This is a genomic window from Duganella sp. 1224, assembly GCF_013408245.1.
In the GTDB taxonomy this organism is placed as follows: Bacteria; Pseudomonadota; Gammaproteobacteria; order Burkholderiales; family Burkholderiaceae_D; genus Rugamonas.
In genome coordinates, this window is the sequence record NZ_JACBYS010000001.1 from 501,080 (window position 1) to 515,944 (window position 14,865).

The 14,865-nt window shown below is 64.1% G+C and carries 14 protein-coding genes; 11 read left to right on the plus strand and 3 right to left on the minus strand.

Annotation, left to right across the window (positions count from 1 at the left end; translation table 11 throughout):
- The first annotated feature begins 1 nt into the window (after position 1).
- Positions 2-1,912, plus strand: a complete 1,911-nt coding sequence (gene htpG / locus FHW58_RS02270; RefSeq protein WP_179671459.1) for a molecular chaperone HtpG — start codon at positions 2-4, stop codon at positions 1,910-1,912.
- Between the two features lie 104 nt (positions 1,913-2,016).
- Positions 2,017-3,999: a CocE/NonD family hydrolase gene (locus FHW58_RS02275; protein ID WP_179671460.1), complete on the plus strand. Its 1,983-nt coding sequence runs from the start codon at positions 2,017-2,019 to the stop codon at positions 3,997-3,999.
- Between the two features lie 2 nt (positions 4,000-4,001).
- Here the strand turns inward: FHW58_RS02275 and FHW58_RS02280 are convergent, their stop codons facing one another.
- The 3 genes from FHW58_RS02280 to kynU are packed head-to-tail and all read right to left on the minus strand — an operon-like array spanning position 4,002 to position 6,777.
- Positions 4,002-4,577 (minus strand): CHRD domain-containing protein, encoded by a 576-nt coding sequence (locus FHW58_RS02280; protein WP_179671461.1) that lies wholly within the window; start codon positions 4,575-4,577, stop codon positions 4,002-4,004.
- A gap of 58 nt (positions 4,578-4,635) precedes the next feature.
- Entirely contained in the window at positions 4,636-5,517 is an 882-nt protein-coding gene (gene kynA / locus FHW58_RS02285; protein ID WP_179671462.1) for a tryptophan 2,3-dioxygenase, read from the minus strand.
- Between the two features lie 18 nt (positions 5,518-5,535).
- Entirely contained in the window at positions 5,536-6,777 is a 1,242-nt protein-coding gene (gene kynU, locus FHW58_RS02290; RefSeq protein ID WP_179671463.1) for a kynureninase, read from the minus strand.
- A 567-nt stretch (positions 6,778-7,344) separates the two neighbouring features.
- Between kynU and flhD the strand changes: the two genes are divergently transcribed.
- The 9 genes from flhD to FHW58_RS02335 all read left to right on the plus strand — a co-directional run bounded on the left by flhD (position 7,345) and on the right by FHW58_RS02335 (position 14,754).
- Positions 7,345-7,662, plus strand: coding sequence for a flagellar transcriptional regulator FlhD (gene flhD, locus FHW58_RS02295; protein WP_179671464.1), 318 nt, complete (start codon positions 7,345-7,347; stop codon positions 7,660-7,662).
- A 27-nt stretch (positions 7,663-7,689) separates the two neighbouring features.
- On the plus strand, positions 7,690-8,235 hold the full coding sequence (gene flhC / locus FHW58_RS02300) for a flagellar transcriptional regulator FlhC (protein WP_179671465.1): 546 nt from the start codon (positions 7,690-7,692) through the stop codon (positions 8,233-8,235).
- Between the two features lie 71 nt (positions 8,236-8,306).
- Positions 8,307-9,041 carry a bifunctional 2-polyprenyl-6-hydroxyphenol methylase/3-demethylubiquinol 3-O-methyltransferase UbiG gene (locus FHW58_RS02305; protein WP_179673240.1) on the plus strand — a complete coding sequence of 245 codons (735 nt, stop codon included), beginning with the start codon at positions 8,307-8,309 and terminating at the stop codon, positions 9,039-9,041.
- Positions 9,042-9,171: 130 nt separating this feature from the next.
- Complete coding sequence (gene motA / locus FHW58_RS02310) at positions 9,172-10,032, plus strand: flagellar motor stator protein MotA (protein ID WP_179671466.1); 861 nt, start codon at positions 9,172-9,174, stop codon at positions 10,030-10,032.
- Positions 10,033-10,069: 37 nt separating this feature from the next.
- The gene (gene motB, locus FHW58_RS02315) at positions 10,070-11,035 is read left to right on the plus strand and encodes a flagellar motor protein MotB (RefSeq protein ID WP_179671467.1); all 966 of its coding nucleotides are present in this window, start codon (positions 10,070-10,072) and stop codon (positions 11,033-11,035) included.
- Positions 11,036-11,062: 27 nt separating this feature from the next.
- Positions 11,063-11,611 (plus strand): chemotaxis protein, encoded by a 549-nt coding sequence (locus FHW58_RS02320; protein WP_179671468.1) that lies wholly within the window; start codon positions 11,063-11,065, stop codon positions 11,609-11,611.
- A 35-nt stretch (positions 11,612-11,646) separates the two neighbouring features.
- Positions 11,647-12,012 (plus strand): response regulator, encoded by a 366-nt coding sequence (locus FHW58_RS02325; RefSeq protein WP_179671469.1) that lies wholly within the window; start codon positions 11,647-11,649, stop codon positions 12,010-12,012.
- A gap of 42 nt (positions 12,013-12,054) precedes the next feature.
- The gene (gene cheA / locus FHW58_RS02330; protein WP_179671470.1) at positions 12,055-14,247 is read left to right on the plus strand and encodes a chemotaxis protein CheA; all 2,193 of its coding nucleotides are present in this window, start codon (positions 12,055-12,057) and stop codon (positions 14,245-14,247) included.
- A 9-nt stretch (positions 14,248-14,256) separates the two neighbouring features.
- Positions 14,257-14,754, plus strand: a complete 498-nt coding sequence (locus tag FHW58_RS02335) for a chemotaxis protein CheW (protein WP_179671471.1) — start codon at positions 14,257-14,259, stop codon at positions 14,752-14,754.
- Positions 14,755-14,865: the final 111 nt, after the last annotated feature.

Sequence of the window (14,865 nt, forward strand, 5' to 3'; positions counted from 1 at the left end):
AATGGCTGATACTCAAAAACAAACCCTTGGATTCCAGGCCGAAGTGAAACAGCTGCTGCAGCTGATGATTCACTCCCTGTACTCGAACAAAGAGATCTTCCTGCGCGAACTGATCTCCAACGCCTCCGACGCGTCGGACAAGCTGCGTTTTGAAGCGATCAACAACGACGCCCTGTACGGCAACGACCACGAACTGAAAATCAAGGTCAGCTTCGACAAGGCCGCGCGCACCATCACCATTTCCGACAACGGCATCGGCATGAGCCGCGACGAGGCCATCTCGCACCTGGGCACCATCGCCAAGTCGGGCACCAAGGAATTCTTCGGCAAGCTGTCGGGCGACCAGCAGCAGGACGCGGCCCTGATTGGCCAGTTCGGCGTCGGCTTCTACTCGGGCTTCATCGTCGCCGACAAGATCACCGTCGAAACCCGCCGCGCCGGCGCCGACGCCGCGGACGGCGTGCGCTGGGAGTCGGAAGGCCAGGGCGACTACTCGGTCGAGCAGATCGACAAGGTCGGCCGCGGCACCGACATCATCCTGCACCTGCGCGAAGGCGAGGACGAGCTGCTGTCGTCGTGGAAGATCAAGTCCATCATCCGCAAGTACTCCGACCACATCTCGCTGCCGATCGTGATGCAGAAAGAAGAGTGGGACGAAGAGAAGAAAGAAACCGTCGTCAAGGACGAATGGGAAACCGTCAACCAGGCCAGCGCGCTGTGGGCCCGCAACAAGTCGGACATCACGCCGGAACAGTACGACGAGTTCTACAAGCACGTCTCGCACGACTTCCAGGCGCCGCTGACCCACACCCACAACCGCGTGGAAGGCCGCAGCGAATACACCCAGCTGCTGTACATCCCGGCCAAGGCGCCGTTCGACCTGTGGGACCGCAACAAGCGCGGCGGCATCAAGCTGTACGTCAAGCGCGTGTTCATCATGGACGACGCCGAGCAACTGATGCCGACCTACCTGCGCTTCGTCAAAGGCGTGATCGACTCGGCCGACCTGCCGCTGAACGTCTCGCGCGAAATCCTGCAGGAGTCGCGCGACGTCAAGGTGATCCGCGACGGCTCGACCAAGCGCGTGATCGGCATGCTGGAAGAACTGGCCAACGCCGACGAGCAGGAAAAGAAAGACAAGTACCAGACCTTCTGGACCGAATTCGGCCAGGTGCTGAAAGAGGGCATCGGCGAAGACGCGGCCAACAAGGACCGTCTGGCCAAGCTGCTGCGCTTCGCCTCGACCGCCAACGACAACGACGCGCAGAACGTCTCGCTGGAACAGTACCTGTCGCGCGCCAAGGAAGGCCAGGACAAGATCTACTACGTCACCGCCGATAATTACGTGGCCGCGAAAAACAGCCCGCACCTGGAAATCTTCCGCAAGAAAGGCGTGGAAGTGCTGCTGCTGACCGACCGGGTGGACGAGTGGATGCTGTCGTTCCTGACCGAGTTCGAAGGCAAGGAGCTGGTGTCGGTGGCCAAGGGCGGCCTGGATCTGGGCGCGCTGGAAGACGAAGCCGAGAAAAAGGAGCACGAGGAAACCGAAACCTCGTACAAGGACCTGGTCGAGAAGATGAAGGGCGTGCTGGCTGACAAAGCCAAGGACGTGCGCGTGACCTTCCGCCTGACCGATTCGCCGGCCTGCCTGGTGGCGGACGAGAACGAGCTGTCGGGCAACCTGCTGCGCATGCTGAAGGCCGCTGGCCAGAACGCGCCGGAGTCCAAGCCCATCCTGGAAATCAACCCGGACCACCCGCTGGTGCAGCGCCTGAAGAACGAAGACGTGGCCAGCTCGTTCAGCGACTGGTCCAACCTGCTGTTCGACCAGGCCCTGCTGGCCGAAGGCGGCTCGCTGAGCGACCCGGCCACCTTCGTCAAGCGCCTGAACGAACTGCTGCTGGCGAAGTAACCCCCCCTCCGGGGTCAGGTCCTCCATTTCTACACGAGCTCTGCGCTACGCGCGCCGCAGTGCCGAGGCCGTGTAGAATTGGAGGACCTGACCCCGGAGTGAACATGAAGAAAACCGCATTGACGCTGGCGCTGGTAGCCGGCGTTTTTTCTATCCAGACCAGCCTGGCGCAGCAGGCGCCGCGCTATCCCGCACTGCCGAGCGAAACGCCGGAGGAGTTCAAGGCGCCGGTCGATAGCTTCGATTATGTCCGCCGCACGGTGATGATACCGATGCGCGATGGCGTCAAACTCAATACCGTTCTGCTGATCCCGCGCAAGGCGCGCAACGCGCCGATGCTGTTGACCCGCACGCCGTACAACGCGGCCGAGATGACCGCGCATGCGGAGAATTCGCAGATGGAGTCGGTGCTGCAGGGGTATGACAATCAGCCGGATGTCATCGTCAAGGGCGGCTATATCCGCGTGGTGCAGGATGTACGCGGCAAGTACGGCTCCGAGGGCGATTATGTGATGAACCGTCCCATGGCCGGCTCGCCGTTCAATCCAACCCCGGTCGACCATTCCACCGATGCCTGGGACACCATCGACTGGCTCAGCAAGAATGTGCCGGAGTCGAACGGCAAGGTGGGCATCATCGGCAGTTCGTATGACGGCTTCCTGCCGCTGATCGCGCTGGTCCATCCGCATCCGGCGCTGAAGGTGGCGGTGCCGATGAATCCGATGGTCGACGGCTGGCGCGGCGACGACTGGTTCCACCACGGCGCCTTCCGGCAGATTAATATGTCTTACATCCTGGAGCAGGTGGTCACGCGCCGCAATGAGGCGCGCTGGTTCACCAGCCATTACGACGATTACGATACCTTCCTGCGTGCCGGTTCGGCCGGCGAACTGGCGCGCCAGCGCGGCGTGGAGCAGAGCGGCTTCTGGCGCAAGATCGTGGCCCATCCTTCCTATGACGAGTTCTGGCAGAGCCAGGCCGTCGATAAAATCCTGGCGAAGCAGCCGGTGACGGTGCCGACGCTGCTGGTGCACAGCCTGTACGACGCGGAGGATATCTACGGCGCCATCGCGGTCTACAGGGCGATCAAGCCGAACGACAAGGACAACAAGGTGTTCCTGGCGATGGGGCCGTGGAATCATGGCGGCCAGGATGGCGATGGCAGCAAGCTAGGGCCGATCCGCTTCAACAGCGACACGGCGCTGCATTTCCGCGAGGAGGTGCTGATGCCTTTCCTGGAGCGCTATCTGAAGGACGAGCCGTCGCCGCAGGCATTGGCGGCGAAGATCGCGCCGGTGACGGCGTTCGAGACCGGCACCAACAAGTGGCGCGCGCTGGACACCTGGCCAGCCGGCTGCGTCAGCGGCTGCTTCATCGCGCCGGCCACCTTGCAGCTGGCGGCGGATGGCAAGGCGACGCTGACCAACACGGCGCCGGTGCAGTTGAGCAGGCCGGCGCAGCGCAATGGTTACGACGAGTACGTCTCCGATCCGGCCAAGCCGGTGCCGTACCGCCAGCGGCCGATTCCACCCTATGGCTATGACGAGGCCAAGGGCCAGACCTGGCCGCGCTGGCTGGTGGACGATCAGCGCGAGGCATCCGGCCGCACCGATGTGCTGACCTATACCACCGGCGTGCTGACGGCGCCGGTGAAGATCAGCGGCGAGCCGGTGGCGCACCTGCTGGCCTCCACCAGCGGCACGGACGCGGACTGGGTGGTCAAGGTGATCGACGTCTACCCGGACCAGGTGGCCTCGCAGCCGGAGTTGGGCGGCTATCAGCTGATGGTGTCGGCCGACATCTTCCGTGGCCGCTATCGCGAGAGCGCGGCCACGGCAAAGCCGCTGGCGGCCAACACGCCGCTGCCGTATCGCTTTGCGCTGCCGACCGCCAACCACGTGTTCCTGCCGGGGCACCGCATCATGGTGCAGATCCAGTCCAGCTGGTTCCCGCTGTACGACCGCAATCCGCAGACCTTCGTGCCGAATATCTTCCAGGCCAAGCCTGGCGACTACAAGAAGGCCACGCAGCGGATTTATCACGACAGCTTTATCGAGCTGCCGCTGGTGGGCGCCAGCGTGAAATAGCGCTAGCCCTTGCGGCGGCGCCGCGCCAGCAGCAGCACGGCTGGCGCGCCGAGGCCGAGCATGGCGAACGTGGCCGGCTCGGGCACCGCCGCGACGGCGTTGAGCGTGCCGCGGATTTCGCCGCCGCCATAGCGCGTGCTGGCGAGGTTGATCCAGGCGGCGCCGCTGCGCAGGCCGGCCAGGAAGGCGGCTTCTGCGCCGGCCGCGTTGCCGCCGTTGGCGCTCAGGAAGGCGGCGTCCCAGGTGCCGTCAAGGCTGGTGTTGAAACTGTGGTTGTAGGCGCCGGTGCCGACCCCGAGCGGAAAGCCGGGCAGCGCGGCCAGCGTGTCGCCGGCGCCGGTCCAGGAGATGTTGGCGCCGCTGCTCTGGCCTTGCAGCGCGCTGAAGGCGGCGCCGATCTGCAATACGTGGCTGGCGGCGTCGAATTCCACCACGGCGACGCCGATGGCCGGCGAACTGTTGCCGGCCTGCTGGCCGGTGAGGATGCTGGTGTAGCCTGTGGCGCTGGCGGTGCCGGCCGCCGTGGCGGCGCACAGCAGGGCCGCTGCGCCGAGCAGGGCGCGGATGTGTCGTTTCATGATATCCCTCCTGAAAGCTAGGTCTATCTTAGAGCGCTCACCCGCGCGCGAGTTCCCGTCAGAGTTCGGTGCGCAGCGCGAACAGTTCGGGGAACAGCACCACGTCCAGCATCTTGCGCAGGTAGCTGACGCCGGCCGTGCCGCCGGTGCCGGTCTTGAAGCCGATGATGCGTTCGACCGTGGTGACGTGGCGGAAGCGCCAGAAGCGGAACGCCGTCTCCATGTCGACCAGCTTTTCGGCCAGCTCGTACAGCGCCCAGTAGCGCGTGGTGTCGCCGTACACCTGCAGCCACGCCTGTTGCACCGAGTCGTCGGCCACGGTCGGCTGGGTCGGATCGGCATTCAGCCGCTCGGCGGAGATCGGCAGGCCGTGGCGCGCCAGCAGGCGCACCGCCTCGTCGTACAGCGACGGCGTGCGCAGCGATTCCTCCAGCAGCGGGAATTCCGGCGTGCCGGCGTGGACGTTGAGCAGCGCCGCGTTCTTGTTGCCGAGGATGAATTCGATCTCGCGGTACTGGTAGGACTGGAAGCCGGACGAGGCACCGAGGTAAGGGCGGATGGCCGTGTATTCGGGCGGCGTCATCGTCGCCAGCACGTCCCAGGCGTGCACCAGCTGGTCCATGATGCGCGCCACGCGCGCCAGCATCTTGAAGGCCGGCGGCAGGTCGTCGGCGCGCAGGTGTTCGCGCACGGCGCGCATCTCGTGCAGCATCAGCTTCATCCACAGCTCGCTGGTCTGGTGCTGGACGATGAACAGCATCTCGTTGTGGTTGGGCGACAGCGGGTGCTGGGCGTGCAGGATCTTTTCCAGGCCCAGGTAGTCGCCGTAGCTCATCTTGTTGCTGAAGTCCATCTGCGCGCCGTGCCACGCGGCGCCGGCCTCGCCGGCTGGCGCCGCCGCGTGCAGCGGGCAGCCGCTGGCTGGTTTCTGTTCACTCATGTTGTTGATCTCGTTATGTCAGGTGACGGCGTCGCGCTTGGCGTCGACGTTGTAATCCTTGCGGTCGAGGATGTCGCGCAGGATCTCGACCGCGTCCCACACGTCGGCGTAGCTGGTGTATAGCGGCGTGAAGCCGAAGCGCATGATGGCGGGCTCGCGGTAGTCGCCGATGACGCCGCGCGCGATCAGCGCCGCCATCACCGCGTAACCGTGCGGATGGGTGAAGCTGACCTGGCTGCCGCGACGCGCGTGCTCGCGCGGCGTCACCAGTTCCAGCGGGTGGTGGCCGCAACGCGCTTCCACCAGTTCGATGAACAGGTCGGTCAGCGCCAGCGACTTGGCGCGGATGGCGGCCATGGTGGTCTGGTGGTGTACGTCCAGGCCGCATTCAACCATCGCCAGCGATACCACCGGCTGGGTGCCGCACAGCGCGCGGCCGATGCCGTCGGTCGGGGCGAAATGCGGCGCCATGGCGAACGGCGCGGCGTGGCCCCACCAGCCGGACAGCGGCTGCTGGAACGCGGCCTGGTGCTTCTTCGGCACCCAGATGAAGGCCGGCGCGCCGGGGCCGCCGTTCAGGTATTTATAGGTGCAACCCACGGCCAGGTCGGCGCCATCGGCGTGCAGGTCGACCGGCACCGCGCCGGCCGAGTGGGCCAGGTCCCAGATGATCAATGCGCCAGCCGCGTGGGCGAGGGCGCTGCTGGCGGCCATGTCGTATTGATAACCGGTGCGGTAGTTGACGTGGGTGAGCATGACGACGGCGGTGTCGGCGCCGATGGCGGCCGACAGTTCATCCGGGCTGTCGATGAGCTTGATGCTGTAGCCGCGATCGAGCCAGCGGGTCAGGCCTTCAGCCATGTAAATGTCGGTCGGGAAGTTGGCGCGTTCGGTGACGATGACGCGGCGGGCGCTGTCGGCGGCCTGCATCTGCAGCGCGGCGGCCAGCGCCTTGAACAGGTTGACCGAGGTGGTGTCGGTGACCACCACTTCGCCGTCCAGGCCGCCGATCAGCGGCGCCAGGCGGTCGCCGAGGCGCTTGGGCAGGTCGAACCAGCCGGCGGTGTTCCAGCTGCGGATCAGGTCGTGGCCCCATTCCTGGGCGACGACCTGCTGGGCGCGGGCGAGGGCGGCCATGGGGCGGGCGCCGAGGGAGTTGCCATCCAGATAAATAACGCCGGGTGGCAGGTCGAACTGGGCGCGTAGCGGGGCCAGCGGATCTGCCGCGTCCAGTTCGACGCAGCGATTGCGAGTTGTCATAGGGGTAATAGCTTGAACATAAAGTTGCAGTTTAACCCGAAAAAGCGGGGTCTGACCCCCTGCGGGGTCAGACCCCAGACCGGCCAAAGCCGCATGAATGCTCGTTCTCACGGGGTTTTAAAATTTTTTTTCGATTTTTTTCAAAAAAACCCTAAAGTTCCTCAAACCCCCGCCGTTACCGTTCTTAGATACGCAGCACTGCGTGTATCGAACGCCCGGGCAGGCAACCGAAAAATTTTTAAAAATTTTTCTCAAGAACCCTAAAGTTCTCCAACAGGCTGCCGTTACCGGGTTAGATGTCGCAAAAAAGAGTCGCGTTGTCGCTTTATTTTTCGATTTAAAAAGGGATGTTTTTGAAACTTGTATCCCGCAAGAAACCTACGCCGCAAGGGCGTAGATGCTGATCTGCGAGTGTTTGTAAGACAAACACCGACAGGTCGCGCCCGCTATTTCCCGACGAAAAATACGGAGAGTCACCTCTTCTCGTGTTTTTGTTGCTCAAGCAGAATGTATCTCAACGGAAACGCAAACGTGTTCCGACAGAGAGAAAACGCAAGGAGTGGGAAAATGACTGCAAACGACATGATGGCTGAAATCCGCGACGCCAACCTGAGCTACCTGATGCTGGCCCAGCAGATGATCCGCTCCGATAAAGCCACCGCAATCTTCCGTCTCGGCATTGCCGCTGAAATCGCCGACCTGATCGAAGGCATGAGCAACGCCCAAATCCTCAAGCTGGCTGGCGGCAACATGATGCTGGCCCGTTTCCGCTTCGACGACAGCGCCATCCTGTCGATGCTGACCAACTACAACAAGGACCGCGTGCTGGCCCAGTCGCACGCCGCCATCCTGATGGCCGGCCAGCCGGTCGAAGAAATCGTTTAATCGCTGTCAGCGTTCGGAGCCCCCATCATGGCCACCAAGAAGAGTGTTGTGTCGGAAGCCCAGGAAATCCAACTGGCGATTGAACTGATTCAGTTGGGCGCGCGCCTGCAGTTGCTGGAGTCGGAAGTGTCGCTGTCGCGCGAGCGCCTGCTCAAGCTGTACAAGGAGCTGAAGGGCGTGTCGCCGCCGAAGGGCATGCTGCCGTTCTCGACCGACTGGTTCCTGACCTGGCAGCCGAATATCCATTCCTCGCTGTTCATCAACATCCACAACTTCCTGGTCACCCACGCCGGCGCCACCGGCATCGAGGCGGTCATGAAGGCCTACAAGCTGTACCTTGAACAAATGCCGCCGGAGCCGGGCGAGGAGCCGCTGCTGTCGCTGACCCGCGCCTGGACGCTGGTGCGCTTCTTCAGCAGCAAGATGCTGGACACCGCCCCGTGCACCAAGTGCCAGGGTAAGTTCGTGGTCAACGCCATGGACCTGCACGGCAGCTATGTCTGCGGCCTGTGCCACATGCCTTCGCGCGCCGGCAAGACCAAGAAAATCCGCGAAGAGGCCCTGGCGGCCTGAATCCCGGGCATAATACGCCCGTGACCTTATCTTCCCTGCAACGCCTTGCCCGCGCGCCCGCCGTGCGGGCCATGCTGATCCAATGCGGCGCACTGCCGCTGACGCTGGCCATCATTTATGTGATGGCCAGTTTTCGTTTCCCCGTCGACTATCTGACCGTGGCCGTGCTGCAGGGGCTGCTGGCGGCCGCGCTGACCTGGAAGCTGGCGCTGGCGCCCTGGTGGCGCGCCATCCAGTTGCTGTTTCCGCTGGCGGTGCTGACCGCGCTGGCGCTGCATCTGCCGTCGTGGCTGGCCGGCGCGGTCTTCCTGCTGCTGCTGGGCTGGTACTGGTCGACCTTCCGCACCCAGGTGCCGTATTACCCGTCGGGGCCGGCCGTGTGGGATGCGGTGCGCCAGTTGCTGCCGCGCCAGGGGCGGGACGGCCAGGCGCCGCGCGCGATCGACATCGGCAGCGGCCTCGGCGGCCTGAGCCTGTACCTGGCGCGGGTGCGGCCCGACGCCGACATCTGCGGCATCGAGCTGGCGCCGCTGCCGTGGCTGGTGAGCTGGCTGCGCGCGCGGCTGGCCGGCAGCCGCGCGCGCTTCGTGCGGGGCGACTACGAGCGCCTGGATTTCAGCCAGTTCGACCTGGTGTTCGCCTATCTGTCGCCGGCCGCCATGTCCGGATTGTGGCGCAAGGCGGTGGCTGAAATGTGTCCTGGATCGATGCTTGTGAGCTATGAATTTATCGTCAAGGAAAGATCACCGGATAGCATCATTGATGCCACAGAGGGAGGAGTTCCCCTCTATATATGGTACTTTTAAGCATCATTTGACGTTATTCACTTGCCCGTGCCCCCCTAGTCAGGCTATTGTAGTTCTATATGTAAATTCTTGAAAAACCGGCCCCTTTTTTCACAATGTGGCCGGTTTTCGCTCTGGGGAGTCAGGACACTTGTTAGTCATCATTGGATATGTAGTGGTCATCGTCGGCGTGTTCGGCGGTTACGCCGCCAGCGGCGGGCACATGGCCGTGCTGATCCAGCCGCTGGAGCTGGTCATGATCGGCGGCGGCGCGCTTGGCGCTTTCCTGGTTGGCAACAATGGCAAGACGCTCAAGGCCACGCTGGGCGCGCTGCCGACGCTGTTCAAGGGCTCGCGCTACACCAAGGACCTGTACATGGAGCTGATGTCGCTGCTGTTCGACGTGCTGTCCAAGGTGCGCAAGGAAGGCCTGATGTCGATCGAAGGCGATATCGACAGCCCGGAGCAGAGCCCGCTGTTCAGCAAGTACCCGACCGTGCTGGAAGACCACCACATCGTCGAGTTCATGACCGACTACCTGCGCCTGATGGTGTCCGGCAACATGGACGCGTTCCAGATCGAGAACCTGATGGACATCGAGATCGAGACCCACCACCACGAGGGTGCCGCGCCGGCCCACGCCATCGCCAAGCTGGGCGACGGCATGCCGGCCTTCGGTATCGTGGCGGCGGTGATGGGCGTGGTGCACACGATGGAGTCGGTCGGCCTGCCGCCGGCCGAGCTGGGCATTTTGATCGCCCACGCGCTGGTCGGCACCTTCCTCGGTATTCTGCTGGCCTACGGCTTCGTCGGTCCACTGTCCAGCCTGCTGGAGCAGAAGCTGGAGGAATCGACCAAGATGTACCAGTGCGTCAAGGTCACGCTGCTGGCCAGCCTGAACGGCTACGCGCCGGCGCTGGCGGTGGAGTTCGGCCGCAAGGTGCTGTACTCGACCGAGCGCCCGACCTTCAACGAGCTCGAAGACCACATCAAGAAATCCAAGTCGAAGTAAGCCATGCCGCACTTTGTTAACCGCTTAAGGATGAATCATGGCTGAAGAGGGCTTGCGGCCGATTATCGTCAAACGCATCAAGAAGGGCGGCGGCGGCCACCATGGCGGCGCCTGGAAGATCGCCTATGCCGACTTCGTGACGGCGATGATGGCGTTCTTCCTGCTGATGTGGCTGCTGGGCTCGACCACCAAGGGCGATCTCAACGGCATTTCCGAGTACTTCAAGACACCGCTCAAGGTGGCCATGTCGGGCGGCTCGGGCAGCGGCGACAGCTCGTCCCTGATCAAGGGCGGCGGCAAGGACCTGACCCGCACCGACGGCCAGGTCAAGGCCAGCGACGATCCGCAAGTCAAGAAGACGTATAACCTGACCGCCGCCAAGGCGGCGCTGGAGGCCGAGGAAAACCAGCGCCTGCAGGCGCTCAAGGCGCGCATCGAGAACAAGATCGACGCCAACCCGCTGCTGAAGAAATACAAGGAACAGCTGCTGCTGGACATCACCAGCGAGGGCCTGCGGATCCAGATCGTCGACGAGAAGAACCGGCCGATGTTCGCGCTGGCCAAGGCCGAGCTGCAGCCGTACACCAAGGACATCCTGCACGAGATCGGTTTCGTGCTGAACGACGTGCCCAACCGCATCACGCTGTCCGGCCACACCGACTCGACGCCGTACATGAGCGACGCCGGCTACAGCAACTGGGAACTGTCGGCCGACCGCGCCAACGCCTCGCGCCGCGAGCTGATCGTCGGCGGCATGCAGGATGCCAAGGTGTTGCGGGTGGTCGGGCTGGCCTCGGCCATCAACCTCGACAAGGCCGACCCGTTCAATCCGATCAACCGCCGCATCAGCATCGTGGTGATGAACAAGCGCGCCGAGGACAATGTGCTGCGCGACGGCCGCAAGGTCGAGGTCGGCGACGCCGAGGACGCGGCCGAGGTCGGCGCGGCGCTGGGCGCCAGCCCGGCCGCCGCCGCGCCGGCCGGGCCGCCGGTCCGCAAATAAGCTAGCAGAAGTAAGAACGAGACTGTTATGACGAGAAAAAAAATTCTGGGTTCCCACGTCAAGCGCCTGCTGTCCGGCGTGTCTGACCACGGTCGCCGGCACCTGACCGAAGTCGAGACCGACCTGATCCAGACCGGCCTGCTGCTGGAGGAGGCGATCGAAAAGCTGTCCTACAACTTCATGGCCATCCACCAGACGGTGGAGGCGGAGCAGGCCACCATCCAGCTGCTGCTGGATGGCGGCACCGCCACCCCCGAGCAGCGCGCCCAGCTGGAGGCGTTGCAGGGCCAGGTGGGCGGCTATGTCAACGCCGCCATCACCAGCCTGCAGTTCCAGGACATGACCAGCCAGCTGCTGGACCGCACGCTGAAGCGCGTGACCGGCCTGCGCGAGTTCCTCGGCACGCTGGGCGCGCATGGCGCCGAGATGCTGCCCGAGAGCGACAACGAACAGATCGTCGAGCTGCTCGGCAAGGTCAGCATGGCGCTGGCGATCCAGAGCCTGGAGCTGCGCAGCGTGCTGCGCAAGGCAGTCAGCCAGCAACACCTGGAAAGCGGCGACATCGAGCTGTTTTAACCACCCAACAAACGTGATTTACAAGAGAGAACAAGATGGCCAAGACTATACTTGCAGTTGATGATTCCAGCTCCCTGCGCCAGATGGTGGCCTTCAGCCTGAAGGCTGCCGGCTACCAGGTAGTCGAAGCGGTGGACGGCCAGGACGGCCTGGACAAGGCCAAGCTGCAGAACGTCGACCTGGTGCTGACCGACCAGAACATGCCGCGCATGGATGGCCTGCAGCTGATCAAGCTGCTGCGCGAGCTGCCCAGCTACGCCAAGACCCCGATCCTGATGCTGACCACCGAATCGTCCGACGAGATGAAAGCCAAGGGCCGCGCCGCCGGCGCCAACGGCTGGCTGGTCAAGCCCTTCGATCCACAGCGGCTGATCGAGGTAGTCAAGAAAGTCATCGGCTGAGAAGGCGGTCATGATGCGTAGCGAACGTAACGGAGTATCACCATGACCATCGATATAAGCCAGTTTTATCAGGTCTTTTTCGATGAGGCCGAGGAACTGCTGGCTGAAATGGAGCGGCTGCTGCTGGCCGTCGATGTGGACGCGCCCGACGCCGAGGATCTGAACGCGATCTTCCGCACCGCCCATTCGGTCAAGGGCGGCGCCTCGACGTTCGGCGTGACCGACATGAGCGAGATCACGCACGTGCTGGAAACCCTGCTGGACCGCATCCGCAAGGGCGAGATGGCGCTGACCGCCGAGCACGTGGACGCCTTCCTGGCCGCCAAGGACATCCTCAAGATGCAGCTGGACGGCCACCGCCTCGGCAGCGCGGTCGACCAGGACGCGGTCGGCGACGTGCGCATGATGCTGCAATCGCTGGCGCAGGACGTGCCGGTGGTGGCGCTGGCGCCGGTGGCGCCGGCCTACAACGCCGTCGAGACCAAGGTGGTCGACCACAGCGGCGGCCGCCGTTACCGGCTGGAGCTGCCGGCCATGCCGCACCGCGAGGTGCAGGCGCTGGGCGAGGAGCTGGGCCTGATGGGCCACGTGTCCATCACGCCGCTGGACAAGGACCGCAACGCCATGGTGGTCACCACCCACGAAAGCCTGGACGACATCATCGCCATCTGCTCGTTCGTGCTGAACCCGGACGAGATGCAGGTGACCGAGCTGCCGGCGCTGGACGACGCGCAGGCGCACAAGGAAAAGGCCGCGCGCGACCAGGTCGAGGCCGACCTCGGCTACGGCTTCTTCGACACCACCGACCTGAAACCGGCCGCCGCCAGCGGCGACGGCTACGGCTTCTTCCAGCCGCTGGACGAGATCCGCGCCAACGCCACCGCCGCGGCCGAGGACGCCCAGGGCTACGGCTTCTTCCAGCCGGTCGAACAGATCCGCGCCGCCGCCGGCATCGTCATCGAGACGCCGCCGCCGGAGGAAGAGAAGAAGGTCGTCAAGAAAGAGGAAAAAGAAAAGGAAAAGGCGCCCGCGCACGCCGGCGCCGAATCGTCGTCGATCCGGGTGTCGATCGAGAAGGTCGACCAGCTGATCAACCTGGTGGGCGAGCTGGTCATCACGCAGGCGATGATCGAGCAGCGCGTCGACACGCTCGACCCGATGGTGCACCAGCGCCTGCTCAACAGCGTCAGCCAGCTGACCCGCAACACCCGCGACCTGCAGGAAGCGGTGATGTCGATCCGCATGATGCCGATGGACTTCGTGTTCTCGCGCTTCCCGCGCATGGTGCGCGACCTGGCGCACAAGCTGGGCAAGAAGGTCGACTTCATCACCAACGGCGCCGCCACCGAGCTGGACAAGGGCCTGATCGAGCGCATCGTCGACCCGCTGACCCACCTGGTGCGCAACTCGATCGACCACGGCATCGAGATGCCCGAGGTGCGCCGCGCCGCCGGCAAGAGCGACGCCGGCCGGCTGTTCCTGTCGGCCTCGCACCAGGGCGGCAACATCATCATCGAGGTGTCCGACGATGGCGGCGGCCTCAACCGCGAGAAGATCCTCGCCAAGGCGCAGCAGAACGGCCTGGCCGTCAGCGACAGCATGAGCGACGCCGAGGTCTGGCAGCTGATCTTCGCGCCCGGCTTCTCGACCGCCGAGGTGGTGACCGACGTCTCCGGCCGCGGCGTCGGCATGGACGTGGTCAAGCGCAATATCGCCGCCATGGGCGGCGTGGTCGACATCCGCTCGGCCAAGGGTTTTGGCACCACCATCTCGATCTCGCTGCCGCTGACCTTGGCGATCCTGGATGGCATGTCGATCCGCGTCGGCGACGAGATCTACATCTTGCCGCTGGGCTTTGTGATCGAGTCGCTGCAGCCGGCGCCCGAGGACGTCAAGGAAATCAGCGGCAAGGGCCGCGTCATCAAGGTGCGCGGCGAGTACCTGCCGCTGGTGCCGCTGTACCAGATGTTCGACATCGCGCCGCGCTTCACCGACCCCTGCCAGGGCATCGTCATCATCGTCGAGACCGACGGCCGCAAGGCCGGCCTGTTCGTCGACGACCTGGTCGGCCAGCAGCAGGTGGTGGTCAAGAACCTCGAATCCAATTACCGCAAGGTAGCCGGCATTTCCGGCGCGACCATCCTGGGCGACGGCGGCGTTTCGCTGATCCTGGACGTGGCCGCGCTGATACGCTCGTCGCGCCAGCTGGCCGACGAATCGATTTTTTCTTCATAGGGGGCCATCATGGCAGAGATCCAATCCACCACCGCACACGCCAACGAGATCGCCGGCCACGAGTACCTGGCCTTCAAGCTTGGCTCGGAAGAGTACGGCATCGACATCCTCAAGGTGCAGGAAATCCGCGGCTACGAGGCGGTCACCCGCATCGCCAACGCGCCCGAGTTCATCAAGGGCGTGATCAACCTGCGCGGCATCATCATCCCGGTGGTCGACATGCGCATCAAGTTCCACCTGGGCGAGCCGGTGTATGACCAGTTCACCGTGGTGATCATCCTCAACATCAGCGGCCGCATCGTCGGCATGGTGGTGGACTCGGTGTCGGACGTGACCACGCTGACGCCGGAACAGGTGAAGCCGGCGCCGGAAATGGGCACCGCCTTCAGCAGCGATTACATGATCGGCCTTGGCACCATCGACGAGCGCATGCTGATCCTGGTGAATATCGACAAGCTGATGTCCAGCCCGGAAATGGGCCTGATGGACCAGCTGGCGGCCGCTTAACGCGCATCCCGCCCCGCCGGCGCCCCATCCCCGCGCCGGCTTCCGCAGCATCCGGACGTGTCCCAAAAAGAAGGACGCGCCGCCCACGACGACAGAGCACAGAAAGAGGGG